This is a genomic window from Desulfogranum japonicum DSM 18378, from assembly GCF_000429945.1.
Classification (GTDB): domain Bacteria; phylum Desulfobacterota; class Desulfobulbia; order Desulfobulbales; family Desulfobulbaceae; genus Desulfogranum; species Desulfogranum japonicum.
Genome location: NZ_KE386994.1, coordinates 127,047 through 143,158, shown reverse-complemented (window position 1 = coordinate 143,158; position 16,112 = coordinate 127,047). Strand labels below are relative to the sequence as shown.

The following is a 16,112-nucleotide window of genomic DNA, read 5'->3' as shown; positions in this document are numbered from 1 at the left end:
TTTATTGTCGGATTTCACCCTGTCCGTAAACGATAAATTTACGTGTGGTCAATTCTTTTAACCCCATGGGACCATAGGCATGCAGTTTTGTCGTGGAGATACCGATCTCTGCACCAAGACCAAATTGACCACCATCATTAAAACGGGACGAAGCATTAACCATCACAGCAGAGGCATCTACGCTGCGAAGAAACGTTTGACTCCTTTCATAGGAATCGGTGATGATGATTTCTGTATGCTGACTGCCATGTTCAGCAATATACTCCATGGCCTCGGTCATACTGGAAACCACCTTGACCACCATGATCAAGTCAAGGAATTCAGTTCCCCAGTCTTCGTCGGCTGCTGGTTTCATGGAAGGAACAAGACTGCAGCTTTTCAGACAACCAAGGAGTGTAACATTGCTTTCCTGTAATTTAGCAGCTATCTGTGGCAGGATGGTTGCCGCACACTCTTCATGCACAAGTAGGCCTTCGAGGGCATTGCATACCCCAGGGCGTTGAACCTTGCCGTTATATACGATATCCACTGCCATTTTCGGATCAGCTGAACGATCCACATATGCGTGGCAAACACCTTTATAGTGTTTGAGAACCGGAATCATGGATTTTTCAGTCACTGCGCGAATCAAGCCCTCACCGCCCCGAGGGATAACCAGATCAATGTATTCTTCCTGTTTGAGAAGAATATCCACAGCGGCACGGTCAGTCATTGGTAGAACCTGAACTACAGACGAATCAATATTATGATTTTCCAGCACCTGTTGCATTATTTTTGCCAGGGCAACATTGGAATTGATAGCTTCTGAGCCTCCCCGAAGAATAACGACATTTCCAGCTTTCAGACAAAGAGTGGCTGCATCTATGGTCACGTTTGGGCGTGACTCATAAATCATACATATCACTCCCAGAGGTACGCGCATACGACCAACAGAGATACCACTTGGACGTTGACGCATTTCTTCCACTTCACCTACAGGGTCTTCCAGAGCTGCAATTTCCTTAACACCCTGAACCATGGAAGCGATCCCCTGCTCATCTATCTGCAAGCGATTCAACATAGCCGGACTGAGACCTTTCTCCTTGGCAGCCTGTAGGTCTTTTGCGTTCTCAGCCATAATCTCTTTTTGTTCTTCGACCAAAGCATCGGCTATATCAAGGAGGATTTGATTTTTTGTCGCCGTTGGCAGATTTGCCATGATACGGGAAGCTTTTTTGGCTTTACCGGCAATTTCGATGATTGACTGTTCCAACTGCTCCATCACTCTATCTCCTCCTGTGTTCCCCCTTCACAGGGGGCTGTATAAACGATTGGTAAAGTGCTGCAACCCTCAACGTATTGATCAGTCACATACTGTATCGGTTATTCATATATTGCGTTGGTTTTCAGGACAAGATTATCACGATGAATCACTTCATCACTGTCCTTATGCCCCAATACACCAGAAATCTGGTTACTTTTCAATCCTTTAATCAGTTCAATTTCAACGGAACTGTAATTACTCAATCCTGAGGCAATATTCAGCCCCTCCTGATCCAGGCATCGGACTGGGGCCCCGACATCAAACTCTCCCTGTACGCTGATAATGCCTGAAGGCAGCAAGCTTGTCCCATTTTCCTGCAAAGCTTTGCAGGCACCACGATCAAGCACCAAATATCCTTCTGGTTTCAAAACGTATGCTATCCAGTGTTTGCGACGGTTAATCCTATCTTTGGCTGGCAGGAAAAAGGTCCCGATAAGTTCACCGCTGAAAAGCTCCTGCAGGATATCAGGATTTCTTCCGGGGCCAATAAAGCTGCATCCTCCGCATTCAGATACCATTTTAGCTGCCCGTAACTTGGCAAGCATACCACCTGTACCCAGTGAACTGGCTGAATGACCAGCCATTTTCTCCACAGCCTGGTCGATCTCGGCAACCGTATAAATCGGCCGCGCAGACTCGTCCGCCATGGGATTTGCGGTATAGAGACAGTCCACATCGGTGAGAATCATAAACATATCCGCGCCGATCATGTTAGTGATTAACGCGCCAAGGGTATCATTGTCACTGAAACGAAGCTCTTCACCAGATACAGTGTCGTTTTCGTTTATAATAGGGATAACACCTAAATCAAAGAGTGTTGATAAGGTGTTACGGACATTAAGATATCTGCCTCTATGGGAGAGGTCGTCGTGGGTAAGAAGAATCTGCGCGACCTTCTTACCATGCTCAGCAAAGGCATGTTCATAGGCCTGCATCAGCAGTCCCTGTCCGGTAGCTGCCAAGGCCTGTTTGATCCTCAGAGGTTCAAGTGGTGATTTTTCAACTCCAAGCACCTGACGACCTGCGGCAACAGCTCCGGAACTGACCAGAATTACTTCTCTGCCACTGGACTGCAAAAAGGCTATCTGCCTGCTGATGTTGGCTATGACATCTGAACGTAGCCCACATTCGTCTGTAAGTACTGCGCTTCCTACCTTTAGAACAACTCGTCTGGCCTTGTCAAAATATGTCTGACGATAAAATAACCCATCTTGTCTATTCACTTGAAAGGTCATCAGCTTCCCCTTCTCGTTGTTTCTCCAGGATATCTCCAATCAACTCTTTGAGAGCCTCGAGGCCTATCTCCATGTCAGCTGAAATGGCCAGACAATGATGAGCCTTATCTGCAAACCCTTCTGTCAACGCTTGTATGTCCTCTTCATCGAGCAGATCAATTTTATTTATGACCAGAATGTGAGTACGTGAAAGCAGTTCTTCATTATAGGCCGCGAGCTCAGTCATCAAGGTCTGGTAATCAGATAGTGCCTGTTCCAATCCAACGGAACCATCAACAACATGGAGAAGGATGGATGTTCGCTCTATGTGACGTAAAAATTGATGTCCAAGCCCTACTCCTTCATGGGCACCTTCTATGAGACCGGGTATATCAGCAATAATACACGGATCAGTATAAGGGAAATTCAGTACTCCAAGCTGTGGATCCAGCGTGGTAAACGGGTAAGCAGCTATTTTGGGGTTGGCGGCTGACAACTTTGACAGCAGGGTCGACTTGCCAGCGTTTGGGAGTCCTATGAGTCCGACATCTGCCAGGAGTTTCAATTCAATTTTCAGCCAGCGCTCCTCACCTTCTTTTCCGGGCGTGGCTTTTCGCGGGGCTCTATTGGTCGAAGTGGCAAAACGACTATTGCCATACCCCCCTTTTCCGCCCTGAGCGGCTAGAAATACCTGACCGTCTTGTATCAGGTCTACCAATACTTCGTCAGTCTCAGCATCTTTGATAACTGATCCCAAGGGAACTTTAATGGTACTGTCACTGCCACCTTTGCCATGCTTATCGCTCCCCTGACCATTGGTGCCACGCTCTGCCTTGAAATGGGAACGGTATCGAAAATCAATAAGTGACCTGAGCTGTCGGTCTGCTACCAGATAGACATCGCCACCTTTACCACCGTCGCCGCCATTGGGGCCGCCCTTGGGAACATACTTCTCGCGCCGGAAACTGACGCAGCCATTTCCACCGTCACCGGCTTTCACGAAAAATTTGGCCTCATCAACAAATCCCATGACTGTTCTTATTTTTTTTGAGTTAAATAAAAAAGACCCGACACCAATATCTCTATTGATGCCGAGTCTCGCAAGAATCGGTATGCAACCTGGTGCTGCCTATAGAGTCCTCTGATGCAGAGGCAATATACGTTTATTCAGGATAGACAGAAACTCTCTTTTTATCCTTGCCGAATTTTTCGTACTGAACAGTACCGTCGATTTTTGCAAAAAGGGTATAGTCGCGGCCGCAACCAACGTTCTCACCCGGATGGATTTTGGTTCCTAACTGACGAACCAAGATATTCCCGGCCTTGACAACCTGGCCACCGAATCGTTTAACGCCCCTTCTTTGACCGGCACTGTCACGTCCGTTCCTTGAACTACCGCCTGCTTTCTTATGAGCCATGGTTTTTTCTCCGTCTCAGATATCAGTGATCTTACGCTGTGATGTTTTCAATGGTCAACGCAGTATAAAACTGGCGGTGACCTTTTTTCACCTGATATCCTTTACGTCTTTTTTTCTTAAACACGATAACTTTTTTGTGCCTGCCCTGCTCAGTGATTTTTGCCATCACTTTTGCACCATCAACTACAGGCTGACCAACTTTAACAGTTTCACCATCAACTACAAGCAGAACATCATCAAGTTCTACGGTGTCGCCTACGGTACCTTCAAGTTTTTCAACCCGGAGTGTATCGCCGGCTTCCACCTGATACTGTTTTCCACCGGTACGGATTATTGCATACATGCGATTCCTCCTTCTATCCATTAAAACAAAAATATTTTTTACGTGCGTAACGAGAAATTTAAACACATCACAGGATTAATTGTCAAGCTGAATATGCACGTAACCATTTTTCAACCTCATTTTTTTTTGGGTATTCTCATGCCCAACCTGGCCAAATTCTTTTCCCGTTAACCTACACCAACTGTGTTTCTGTACCTAAAAGAAAGAACGCAGCAGATAATCACCTATATGTGTTGCGCGCATAATATACTGTAAAATCTGCATAAAAGACAAATTAAAGTACCACATCGTGGCGCATTCAATTTATATTACAGCCATCACTTTCTCTTGCCGAACATACCCCACGATAGTATGATGTAGTAACATGATATAAAGTGCCAATCTCAATTTACAGGAGAAGTGTTATGCAAAAAATGGAATGCCCTTGCGGGTACATTTATGATCCCGAAGAAGGGGACGCTGACAATGGTATAGATGCTGGTACTCCCTTTGAAGATCTTCCGGAGGACTGGGTCTGCCCCAAATGCGGTGCAGAAAAAGAATACTTTTATCCTGCAGACTGATCATATACAACATGCTGTGCAGGTCGATTCCCGGCCTGCATCCCCTTTTCTTCTTCCCCCTCTTTCAACGCGATTCCTGTTGAACTCATTCAGATTCCTTGTAAAAAAACGACGTTCCACTTGACCATTTCCCGACATAATGTCAAATAGAATAACATAATCATTAAATTACCTTTTCCTCTACAATTGGCCGTCTGCCACTCATTAACATATACATGACTGCAAATCAGGATTTTTCACCTGCCATTCAAATATCTCATTTATCCTTTGGCTATAACCAGAGGAATGTTCTCACAGATGTTAATCTGACAGTTGATGCAAATGATACACTTTGCATCGTAGGCCCCAATGGAGGAGGGAAAACCACTCTCATCAAACTGATTCTTGGTCTGCTTACGCCAAGCAGTGGGAACATATCCGTCTTTGGCCGCACCCCCCATGAAGCTCACATGGACTTCGGGTACGTGCCGCAGTACGCCAATTATGACCCCCAGTTCCCCATTTCAGTGCGTGATGTGGTATGTATGGGCAGATTGGGCCATATGACAAGTAATCGTTTCAACAAAGAGGATAAACAGGTGGCAATGGATGCACTGGAGCAGGTAACCCTTGCAGACAGGGCTAACAGTCCGTTTGCCGCACTTTCCGGTGGCCAGCGTCAACGCGTTCTCATTGCCAGGGCAATAGCCTCCACAGGAAGGATTCTCATCCTTGACGAACCTACAGCAAACATAGACCATGAGGCCGAAGAACATTTTTTTGACATGCTGGCCCGGCTCACGGACCGAATGACCATTCTCATGGTTACCCATGAAGTCGGCTTTGCCTCCACTTTCTTCAAACGTATCGCCTGCGTGAATAAAACCGTGGTTATTCACCCGACCAGCGAGCTCACAGGCGAATTAATTCAAAATATGTACGGAGGAGATTTGCGAATGATTCGACATGACCATAAATGCAGCTGTAAAGGACATACCATTGGCTGATCTGCTCTCGCTTCTTTCCAATCCAGACCTGCCCTTTTTTCGCTACGCCTTGCTCAGTGGCCTGCTTGCAGCCATCCCATTTGGGATTATCGGTACTTTTGTCGTTGTCCGTCGCATCAGTTATATCGCCGGGGCAATTTCCCACTGTGTACTTGGTGGCATTGGAGCTGGCTTATACTGCCAGCAGGTACTTGGCATTCCCTGGCTCAGTCCGCAGGTTGGCGCCATTAGCGTCGCTCTTGTGGCTGCTATCATCCTCACACTGGTGAGCCTTCGTGCCCAGCAACGAGAAGACAGTGTTATAGGGGCATTATGGGCTGCCGGAATGGCCATCGGCCTGCTGTTTATAGCTAAGACTCCAGGCTATATTGATCCGATGAGTTATCTGTTCGGGAACATCCTGCTCATCAGTAAAACAGATCTGTATTACATCATCGCCCTGGATATTATTGTTATTGTCCTGGTATACCAGTTTTACAGCCAGCTTCTGGCTGTCTGTTTTGACGAAGAATACGCAAGACTGCGAGGTGTTCCTACCCACTGGCTCTACCTGTTGCTGCTCTGCCTTACAGCTTTAACCATTGTGCTGCTTGTCAGGCTTGTGGGTATTGTTATGGTTATAGCCCTGCTCACGTTACCAGCAGCCATTGCAGGTACTTTTTCCCGTTCAATCCTGCAGATGATAATTGTAGCCACTCTTTTGTGTGGTATATTTATTACAGCAGGTTTAGGGATAAGCTATGAACTCGACCTTCCCAGCGGACCTGCTATTATAATCCTGGCCACCATCAGCTATCTTCTAGTGGCCATTGGTTCTACCCTGATACAGAAAATACGGTTGTAAGCAGGAACCATTTAATCTTTCGCAACCTCCCTATATGCTCCAACATTCTCCACCACCGGAATACAGAGTGCAGCAAATTACAGAGGAAGAGGTGCGACTGAAACTCCTTGGCAACTGGACGCTTGCCAGCACTATCCCAAGCCTGGACCCTATTCGTGATCTACTTGATCGAACTGCACTTCGCAGCATTTCTTTTGACACAAGCGAGCTCAAGACGTGGGACAGTTTACTGCCCGTATTTATCCTCCGACTGATTGATCTCTGTGCTCCCCCTGCTGTAGAGTTACAGTTCGACGGTCTTCCCGCAGGGGCGAAAAATCTCTTGCATTTAAGTTGCTCAACGCCACCAAAACCTCTGAAAAAAAAACCAGATACAAGCTTTATCACTCGACTTGGCCATACAACAATTTCTTTGGTCGATAAAGGAGAAGGACTCATTTCCTTTACCGGTGAAATAATCATAGCCTGTATACAGACCCTGAATGGGAAAAGTAAATTCAGGTACAATGACTTCTGGAACTTTATTCAGTCCACCGGTGCAGACGCTCTTCCCATTGTCTCTCTTATTTCAGTACTTGTGGGAGTTATTCTGGCTTTCGTAGGTGCAGTACAACTTCAAATGTTCGGAGTTCAGATATACATTGCCAATCTGGTTGGACTGGCCATGGTTATGGAAATGGGAGCCATGATGAGTGGTGTTATCATGGCTGGAAGAACCGGCGCAGCATATGCGGCACAGCTTGGAACCATGCAAGTCAACGAAGAAATAGATGCCCTCAGAACCCTGGGGATATCGCCGGTGGCTTTTCTGGTGCTGCCCCGAATGTTCGCACTGATGCTCATGTTGCCTTTACTCTGCGTCTATGCTGATCTCCTGGGAATTCTGGGAGGCGCAATTATCGGTGTCTCCATGCTGGATCTTTCATTGGTGGAGTACTTTGAATACACCCGGAAAGCAATTCAGCTTGATCAATGTTTGCAAGGGCTGATCAAAAGCGCTGTCTATGGTATCCTTGTTGGTTATGCAGGTTGTCTCCGTGGCCTGCAATGCGGACGGAGTGCATCTTCGGTGGGACAGGCTGCAACTTCAGCGGTGGTAACAGGTATCGTGCTCATTGTCATTGCGGATGCCATCATGACGTTTTTATTTAACTTCAGTAAAACCATGTGAAACGATGACAGCCGTGATCACCATTGACAACCTGACAATGTCATATGGCAGCGATATTATTCAGAAGGACCTCACTTTTACAATTAATCGAGGAGATATCTTTGCCATCATGGGCGGAAGTGGCTGCGGTAAATCCACCCTTCTCAGGCACCTTATAGGCCTGCACCGCCCCCGCACAGGTACTATTTATTACGGCACGGAAGATTTTTGGACGTTGGATGACCAGGAACAATCTCTGATTCTCCGAAAAACAGGAATTCTCTATCAATCCGGGGCACTCTGGAGCAGTATGACCTTAGCCGACAATCTCGCCCTTCCTCTGCAACAGTACACGAACCTCTCTGGATCTATGATACAGGATATAATCCATTTTAAACTATCTCTGGTCGGTCTGAAAGGATGTGAGGACTATTACCCTTCTGAAATCTCCGGAGGCATGAGAAAAAGAGCTGGTCTTGCCCGTGCCATCGTCCTTGACCCTGAATATCTTTTCTTTGATGAGCCTTCGGCTGGACTTGATCCTGTTAATGCCAAAAACCTGGATGAACTCATTGTAGAAATACGAAACAGTCTTGGTGCAACGGTCGTCCTGGTAACCCATGAACTTCATTCTATTTTTGCCATTGCGACTAACGCTGTGTATCTTGATGCAGAAGAAAAAACCATGCTGGCTGTCGGCTCCCCAGAGGAGATGCTGAACAACTCAACACATCAAAATGTCATAGACTTTCTCACCAGGGGAGAGGGAAGAAGGAGGACATCTTCGTGAGCAGGCAGGCAAATCCAACAATGATCGGAACCTTTGTGTTTGTATCCCTTGTCATCGCCATTGGAGCAACGATCATTCTCGGTAATCTGCAACTTCAACAAAGCCCCATCAAGTGTATCCTCTATTTCACAGGTTCTCTCTATGGCCTTGACAAAGGCGCTCCGGTGAGCTTGCGTGGGGTCAAGATTGGCAGAGTTACAGATATTCGCATAGATTTCAATTATCAGGAAAGCAACTATACTATTCCTGTCTACATTGAAATTGACCGACAGGCCAAAACAGAAAGCAAAACATCTCCCCTGTTCGAAGAAAATCTTCAACGCCAATCACTGAACGAACTCATTGAAAAAGGATTGCGCGCACAACTGAAAATAAGCAGCCTGGTAACAGGGAAGCTCTACATTGACCTGGCCTTTCATCCTGAAACAGAGATCACGCTTCACGGACAGAATACAAATATTTTTGAAATTCCCACCCTTCCATCCGGATTGGAGCAACTTACCCAAACGCTAACTGATTTACCGGTTCACGACCTGCTAACCAAAACAAACAGACTGTTGGACAATGTAAACACTATTCTGACATCACAACATCTCTCAGAAGCAATGGACAATTTTCAACATGCAATGCTGGAATTTGACGAGCTGATAACAACGATGAAACAAGACGTACCAGCACTCATGCAACATGCAGATGAAAGTCTTGAAAGTTTTGACAGCCTGAGTTCAGAAACGACTTTACTTGTACAGACGGCAAAAAACGAGCTCACACCATTGGGGATACAATCTCAAAAAATTCTTGCTGACGCTGACCAAATACTATTCACTCTACACAAGACTTTGCAACAACTTCAGGATATGGTTGACGAAACAGGCAATATTACGTATGACTTTTCTCAAACGCTACTGGAGATCAAGCAAACGGCCCGTTCAGTAAAAAATCTCAGTGAATTGCTGCGACAATCTCCCGAATCCCTTTTGTTTGGCAGGAAAGAACAACCCCCACAAAACTGATATACTATGATTTCAGGCTGCCACATCAGATAACGCCTGAGGCAGGCAGCTGCAATAATTTCTGCATAACCACATGAGGTCTTTGCTGACTATGAGAACACCAATCCTGCTTCTGTCTCTGTGCTGTAGCTTGTTTCTGGGTGGGTGTGTTGGGTCGACGACCAAAATGCATCAATACGCTTTGTACCCACTGGATGTGAATGGACAGGAAAAGCTACCGGGTAAGGAGCCGCTGGTCCCTGCAATGATTCTGATCATGCCCGTTGAACTGGCAGCCTTGCTGCAACACCCTGGTATACTCAGCCGTCCGGACGGCACCACCGTAACCATCGCCCGTACGCACGCCTGGGCTGCCCCTCTGGATCAGCAATTGACAACCGTTTTGAGCCAGAATCTGGGAGCCCTGCTGCATTCACCCAACATAGCCGTCTACCCTGGCCCCAGGTATGCCAAGTATGATTACCGTATAGAGGTAAATATCCAAGATTTTTCCATGACAAACAATACCTTTAACACCCTGGCAAACTGGACCATCAGTAATTCAAAAACCCAACGCGTTGTTAAACGTTCTTCATTTGCTCTCAGTACCGAGCTTGCCATACCTGATTATCCGCATCAGGTCACAGCCGGATCCCAAGCCATTTCTACACTCAGCGGGCAGATAGCGGATACACTCATCGGTCTGCAACAATCCCATACAGAGGACGACTAGATGATTCTCTCTTTTCAACGTACCTGTCTGTTTTTTTTACTCATACTCTCTTGCTGGTTGAAACCTGATGCCTACGGTGGGATGACCAATCTTGCCAGATGGACCGGACAGCTCGTCTATGTTCCTTTATACAGTCATATCTATGCAGACAAACGCTATGGTGACAAACCATTCCTCCTCACCGCCACCCTCTCTATTCGCAATACTGATCCGGAAAACGCTATCACTCTTCACCAAGTTGATTTTTATGATTCAGAGGGAAACCTGATCAAGCACTATCTGAAGGCCCCCCTATCCATCCAGCCACTGGGTTCCATGCAATATATTGTTCATGAATCAGAAAACCAGGGTGGATCAGGAGCTAAATTTCTTGTCAGCTGGAAAACGAAAAAAGACGCCACACAGCCAATTATTGAATCCATTTCCATTGGCACGAAAATGCAACAGGGGATCTCGTTTATCTCCAGAGGCATAGTCATCAAAGGAGAATCAATTGAAGAATAACCACTGGCTTCTTTTTCTTACTTTTTTCTGTTTCACAGGAATTACTCTGTTAATATGTGGATGCGCACAAAACAGTGGCCTTTCTCCCAGCAAAATAGAAGAATCTGCGAGACAGGATACCCTCAAGGTTGGAATTACGCCAACCGACCCACCTTTGGTATTCCGTGATCATGGCAAGGCCATTGGGCTGGAGGTTGCTTTTGCAAAAGGGCTTGCACAATACACTGGAAAAAAACTCAGTCTGGTCGAACTAAAGTGGACAGAACAAATCCCTGCTCTCCTTGATGGTAAAATTGACATTATCATGTCAGGGATGACCATTACAGAAGCAAGAAAATACCAAATCAATTTCTGCGAGCCCTATATGGTAACAAGCCAGATTTCCCTGGTCCGCCGAGAGGATTATAACCGGTTCAGCGAGGGTTTCCCTGCACTCCTTAATCCGGTAATGAAGGTAGGTACGGTGAAAGGGACCACCGGTGACTACCTCATTGAACAAAATAGAGCCAGGGGAAACAGAATACAGTTCAACTCCGCAAACAAAGCTGTTCTTGCACTCCTGGACGAAAGCATAGACGTTTTGGTTTACGACCTGCCAACCAATCTCTATTATGGAGCACAATACAGTGATAAAGGATTGAAGCCGGTTATAGTTCCCTTGACACGGGAATACACCGCCTGGGCAGTACACCCTGGTAACACAGAAATCCTGAACAAGGCGAATGCATATCTGCAGTCCATGAAAGACGAAAATACGCTGGTGCCTATGATTGAAAAGTGGATTCCATTTTATAAAAACCTGCTGTAATACTACCTATTCGTAGGGAGGGGGAAAGTGACTCATATTGACAAGTTCTCTTTTCTTGCAACAGGTTACCTGCAATATATCAGAATAAAAGAGGACTACAACGTAGCTTCAGCAGGGTCGCTGAAAATAATAAATATCCAAAAATTGTGTAGCTTATCGGTTTGGTAACATCGTGGCGTCAACGGCTCAATACGGCCAGTATGGAACCATTGACACCACGATGTTACCGAGTTTGAGAGGCAAGCAAGATTGGATAATTTATTTTTTCATGCCCCTTATATCCCGTTCTCCTCTCTGCGCAAAGTCTGAAAGGAATAAGGATGATTGAGGTTAAAATCGCGAGCATGCTGAAGGTAATCCGGATCAAATCCTTCCCTTCTGATCTGCTGGATCAGAGCACCGAAAGCGGCAACGCTTTTTACAGAGGTTGATTGTGCCTCTTTGGGAAGTGCTGTATCAAATACTATTTTCGCACCTCTGTTGGCATGGGAACCGTCACCTCGATCATCGGTATAATACTGGGACAAAATCAGAATACGAGTACCTAGAAACACGGCCTCTTCAAGATCATGGGTGACAAAAAATATTGTCATTTTAAATTCTTCCCACAATTCCAGAAGAAAAAGTTGCATATTCTCCCTGGTTCCCGGATCCAGTGCACCAAAAGGTTCATCCATCAACAATATTTTCGGCTTCATGATCAACGATTGTGCAATGGCTACACGCTGACGCATACCACCGGAAAGCTCATGGGGATATTTACGATAGTGTTCAGCCAGCCCGACCTTACGTAAATATGTAAAGGCTTCTTCACGTAATTCACCACGCACCCGCCACCTCTTTAGCAGCGGCATGGACAGCCTCGGTCCCATCAACACATTATCAAGCACAGTCAAGTGCGGATACAGTGAATATTTCTGATACACGATTCCTCTGGTGACATCGGGCAGACCAACGCTTTTTCCCTCCAGCGTAACCTGGCCTCTTGAAGGTAACTCCTGACCAAGAACCAACCTCAACAAAGTTGATTTGCCGCAACCACTTGGCCCCACCACGGTTATAATTTCTCCCCTGGCTACGGCCAGATCAATATCATCCAGCACCACCTTTGCACCGTAGGATTTATAGACATCTTCAAAGAAAAGAAAACTGTTTGCTCGAAGCGATTCTGTCTGCATACTTATCCCTGTTGCTTCATATACCATGAAAATTTGTACCGCAGAAGACTCTTCAAAATCCAATCCACAGTAATGCCAATACATACAATCCACAGCACATATGGAATAATCATATCCATAGCCAGATAACGCCGAACAAGAAAGATACGGTAACCCAGCCCGGATTGTGCGGCAATGGCTTCGGATGCAATGAGGAAAAGCCAGGCTGGCCCCATATTTATTCGTACCGTCTCAATAAGCCTGGGAAAAATCTGCGGTAACACCACACGGTATACCAAAGAGATCTGGGAGGCACCCAGGGTTAGAGTTTTCACAATCTGTTCCCTGGGAATCTTCTTGACTGTAAGATAGATATCTCGCGTTATAACAGGAAAGGTACCAATAAAAATCAAAACGACTTTGGCCAGCTCATCCACTCCAAAGACAATGAACAGCATGGGAAGAATTGCCAGGGGGGGGATGATGGACACAAAGGTCAACAGCGGTAGAAACAAATGCCGAATTCCAGGAAACAGACCTAAATTAAGCCCACAGATCACCCCCAATAACGCTGCCATCCCCAGACCTGTACCGATACGCTTAAGGCTGGCCAAAGTGTCTGACAAAAGCTGGTATTCACCTGTCCGTTTATTTTTTTCAAAAGCGACATGTTGCATGGTCGTTGCCATTTTACTGAAGGATGGCAGCAACTTATCCGATGGATTTTGCCTGTGCCGATATTCGGAGGCAAGCAGGTAACCCAAAATAAGCAGGACAAAAGGCAGAGCGAATAAAAACCAGCTCAACCATTTTGACGGTGCAGCATGGATTCCCCAGAATTTTGCTTTATTTTTCATCACTGCCGTCTACTTGTAATATTACAGTTGTCCCTGTGCAGCCAGGCTCATATACGTTGCATCAAATCGAAGTTTGACATTATTGGTATCACCGATCACCGAACCATCGGGAAAACGAATTCCAACCAGATCCTTACTTGGCGCACCATCTCCATACAGCCCGTGGTCAAAGCTGAATGTGCGAACATATTCCATTGTTTCTTTAAGTTGTGCTCCGTTGGTAAAGGCCGCGGCCTCAGCTGCAGAATAAAACATACGGGTTGTTTTCAGCTGTGCTTTAAATTCTGCCAGTGTTCCTCCGGCAGATTGCGCCATAAGTTCCAATGCCTCCTTCCCCTGTTGTTCGTGCCCGTTCATAATGGACATTGCCTCATACCAGGCTCCAGTCAAAGCTTTTTTCAGGTTTTCTGGTGCATCAGATCGTACAACCAGGCAGTCGATGATTTCACCTGGAATTTTGGATGAATCAAAAACCAGGTTAGCTCCAGCCACATTTCTCACCTGCATCAATAATGGATTCCAGGTACATGCTGCGGCTTTTGGATCTTTTTCAGCTTCCGAAACAAACAGGGCTGCAATATCTGCATCACTGGTATTAATAAGATTGAGGTCACCTTCCGTTAGACCATGCAAATCCAAAGCACGACTAAGCAAGTAATGGGATACGGACAACTCCACAATACGCAGATTGGCCCCTTTAAGATCCTTGACGTCGGTTCCATTTAACACGACGATACCATCGTTCCCGTTAGAAAAATCACCGACAACTACTATACTCGAATCCACACCACCTACAGCCGGAATGGTCAGGGCGTCCATATTGGTCATGACACAACCATCAAAATGACCGGTGGTGTACATGTTAATGCTTTCGATGTAGTCGTTTACCAACGTGATTTCAACCTTGTCGATCCCATATTTTTTTGCCCATTTATTCATAATGCCAGACTGTTGTATATACTCCCATGGTTCCCATCCTGTATAATGGGACCAGGCAATGCGATAGCTTTCACCTGCAAAAGACAGAGCAGGTAAAAGATACATAAGCACACCAATAATCGTAGCAATAATTCTATTTCTTAAATTCATCCTATCCTCCTGGGTAAGATAGTGTCTGTCCATAAATGAGGATTGTGCCCAAATAAAGACATGCGCAGAATTCGAAAACCATTTATGGACAGGTACAAGATAGCAAATATCGATGTCTGTTCGAGCAAACGAGCATGTTTAAAAAGAGCGATCAATCAATTTCGAGATATATAACAGGATTGACTTCAGTGCCTTTTTCCAATCGGGTGATGGCTTCATCTGTCTGCAGGGTTAATTGATCCATCTCGTTAAGTGTGGATGCCATTTTAGGGAGTGCTTTCTGCCTGAAATGAGATATATCGTCGAGGGCCGCGTTAATATCAGCAAAAGCCTGTTTCAGGGATTCCATATCAAGCTGACTGGATGCGGCCTGCTTGTGAATCTCTGTCCCCTGCTCCTTCAACTGTCTGGCTGTATCACCAATCAACTTATTGGTGGTTTCATTCACCGACTCAATCTTGTTTAACACTATTCTCTGATTGGCAAGGGCAAGGGCTACGGTCACAGCAACATTCAAAGCATTGGCTGTCACATTTATGGCCCTGTTGACGCCTCTGATAAGCTCTTTGTTATTACGTGTAATGATTTCAATGGCTAAAACAGCCTGCTGAGTAACAGCGAGCTGCTGCTGCAGATCCATCAATCTCTGACGCAGTGGAAACAGCAGTTCTTCTTCTATAAACTTGTAGCGGGAGTCGTCGGAAGGTATTTCCTGTTCCAATACCTGGTTGAATCTCTGGTCAACAATTTGTCCCAGATTGATGGTACGACGTAATTTCCCTGACAATTCTCTCAATTTCTTCTGGTCTTCAGTCAACGTGATGTTATCACGTTTGAGCATATCAGCACCGTCTTCCAGAGATCTGAAAATGGCATCAAGAACTGTCTGGGATGACTCAAATTTCATGAAGTAACGTTTAATCGGCTTTCCGACCCCAGGAATAAAGCCGAACATACGTGGAAACCATCCAGCCTCAAAATCAAACTTCCCTGGATCCAATTCTTCAACTTCCATATTCAGATCTACCAGGGCATTGGCAACTTCCCCTCCATCTTCCCCTCTTGATGCCAGCTTCTGGATCGGTTCTTTGAGCATGGCACTGCGCAAAGCAGATTCTTTTTGTATTTTTGCTCCCAAATTTTCCACAGATGCAACATTCTGGCTTCGCAATACTGATTGAGAAGCATCATCAGGATTAAATTCCAAAATCTTTTGCACAAACTCGTCAGCCAGTTTCTGCAAGGCAGGATCAGCAGAATCTCCTTCAAGTACAGGTTCTTCTTCAATCCCTAATTCAAGTTGTACATCGGCTGCATCTGCCACTTGCAGGGCCTCTTCTTTATGCCTGAGCTGCGCCATC

Annotated in this window: 18 protein-coding genes; 9 read left to right on the top strand and 9 right to left on the bottom strand. The window is 45.8% G+C overall.

Translation table 11 applies throughout. From position 1 onward, the window contains the following. Nucleotide 1: 1 nt before the first annotated feature. The 5 genes from G493_RS0124500 to rplU form a co-directional block, all read right to left on the bottom strand. Entirely contained in the window at nucleotides 2–1,261 is a 1,260-nt protein-coding gene (locus G493_RS0124500) for a glutamate-5-semialdehyde dehydrogenase (protein ID WP_028582459.1), read from the bottom strand. Nucleotides 1,262–1,362: 101 nt separating this feature from the next. Further along, nucleotides 1,363–2,538, bottom strand: coding sequence for a glutamate 5-kinase (gene proB, locus G493_RS0124495; protein ID WP_028582458.1), 1,176 nt, complete (start codon nucleotides 2,536–2,538; stop codon nucleotides 1,363–1,365). Next, complete coding sequence (gene obgE, locus G493_RS31165; protein ID WP_035275869.1) at nucleotides 2,519–3,547, bottom strand: GTPase ObgE; 1,029 nt, start codon at nucleotides 3,545–3,547, stop codon at nucleotides 2,519–2,521. Before obgE ends, proB begins: the two co-directional genes overlap by 20 nt. Before the next feature lie 133 nt (nucleotides 3,548–3,680). Further along, entirely contained in the window at nucleotides 3,681–3,935 is a 255-nt protein-coding gene (gene rpmA, locus G493_RS0124485) for a 50S ribosomal protein L27 (protein ID WP_028582457.1), read from the bottom strand. A 31-nt stretch (nucleotides 3,936–3,966) separates the two neighbouring features. Continuing rightward, the gene (rplU, locus tag G493_RS0124480; protein WP_028582456.1) at nucleotides 3,967–4,278 is read right to left on the bottom strand and encodes a 50S ribosomal protein L21; all 312 of its coding nucleotides are present in this window, start codon (nucleotides 4,276–4,278) and stop codon (nucleotides 3,967–3,969) included. 404 nt (nucleotides 4,279–4,682) lie between these two features. On the opposite strand from rplU, the gene G493_RS0124475 reads away from it, so the two are divergent. The 9 genes from G493_RS0124475 (at nucleotide 4,683) to G493_RS0124430 (ending at nucleotide 11,648) form a co-directional block, all read left to right on the top strand. Then, nucleotides 4,683–4,841: a rubredoxin gene (locus G493_RS0124475; protein WP_028582455.1), complete on the top strand. Its 159-nt coding sequence runs from the start codon at nucleotides 4,683–4,685 to the stop codon at nucleotides 4,839–4,841. A 215-nt stretch (nucleotides 4,842–5,056) separates the two neighbouring features. Next, entirely contained in the window at nucleotides 5,057–5,827 is a 771-nt protein-coding gene (locus G493_RS0124465; RefSeq protein ID WP_028582454.1) for a metal ABC transporter ATP-binding protein, read from the top strand. Continuing rightward, a complete protein-coding gene (locus tag G493_RS0124460; protein ID WP_232363830.1) occupies nucleotides 5,787–6,671 on the top strand; it encodes a metal ABC transporter permease in 885 nt (294 codons plus the stop codon). Before G493_RS0124465 ends, G493_RS0124460 begins: the two co-directional genes overlap by 41 nt. Before the next feature lie 67 nt (nucleotides 6,672–6,738). Continuing rightward, on the top strand, nucleotides 6,739–7,842 hold the full coding sequence (locus tag G493_RS0124455; RefSeq protein WP_232363829.1) for an MlaE family ABC transporter permease: 1,104 nt from the start codon (nucleotides 6,739–6,741) through the stop codon (nucleotides 7,840–7,842). 4 nt (nucleotides 7,843–7,846) lie between these two features. Next, entirely contained in the window at nucleotides 7,847–8,611 is a 765-nt protein-coding gene (locus tag G493_RS0124450; RefSeq protein WP_028582451.1) for an ABC transporter ATP-binding protein, read from the top strand. Then, nucleotides 8,608–9,624, top strand: a complete 1,017-nt coding sequence (locus G493_RS0124445) for an MlaD family protein (protein ID WP_028582450.1) — start codon at nucleotides 8,608–8,610, stop codon at nucleotides 9,622–9,624. The genes G493_RS0124450 and G493_RS0124445 overlap by 4 nt, the downstream gene beginning before the upstream one ends. Before the next feature lie 91 nt (nucleotides 9,625–9,715). Next, nucleotides 9,716–10,336, top strand: a complete 621-nt coding sequence (locus G493_RS0124440) for a PqiC family protein (protein ID WP_028582449.1) — start codon at nucleotides 9,716–9,718, stop codon at nucleotides 10,334–10,336. Beyond that, the gene (locus tag G493_RS0124435) at nucleotides 10,337–10,840 is read left to right on the top strand and encodes a DUF3124 domain-containing protein (protein ID WP_028582448.1); all 504 of its coding nucleotides are present in this window, start codon (nucleotides 10,337–10,339) and stop codon (nucleotides 10,838–10,840) included. It abuts the gene before it with no gap. Beyond that, nucleotides 10,830–11,648, top strand: coding sequence for an ABC transporter substrate-binding protein (locus tag G493_RS0124430; RefSeq protein WP_028582447.1), 819 nt, complete (start codon nucleotides 10,830–10,832; stop codon nucleotides 11,646–11,648). Before G493_RS0124435 ends, G493_RS0124430 begins: the two co-directional genes overlap by 11 nt. A 275-nt stretch (nucleotides 11,649–11,923) precedes the next feature. On the opposite strand, the gene G493_RS31160 is transcribed toward G493_RS0124430, so the two are convergent. From G493_RS31160 to G493_RS0124410, 4 genes are all read right to left on the bottom strand, one after another. Beyond that, entirely contained in the window at nucleotides 11,924–12,826 is a 903-nt protein-coding gene (locus G493_RS31160; RefSeq protein ID WP_035275867.1) for an ABC transporter ATP-binding protein, read from the bottom strand. Between the two features lie 2 nt (nucleotides 12,827–12,828). Then, nucleotides 12,829–13,662: an ABC transporter permease gene (locus G493_RS0124420; protein WP_028582446.1), complete on the bottom strand. Its 834-nt coding sequence runs from the start codon at nucleotides 13,660–13,662 to the stop codon at nucleotides 12,829–12,831. A 21-nt stretch (nucleotides 13,663–13,683) separates the two neighbouring features. Next, complete coding sequence (locus G493_RS0124415; RefSeq protein WP_028582445.1) at nucleotides 13,684–14,751, bottom strand: putative urea ABC transporter substrate-binding protein; 1,068 nt, start codon at nucleotides 14,749–14,751, stop codon at nucleotides 13,684–13,686. A gap of 151 nt (nucleotides 14,752–14,902) precedes the next feature. Further along, nucleotides 14,903–16,111, bottom strand: a complete 1,209-nt coding sequence (locus G493_RS0124410; protein WP_028582444.1) for a toxic anion resistance protein — start codon at nucleotides 16,109–16,111, stop codon at nucleotides 14,903–14,905. Nucleotide 16,112: the final 1 nt, after the last annotated feature.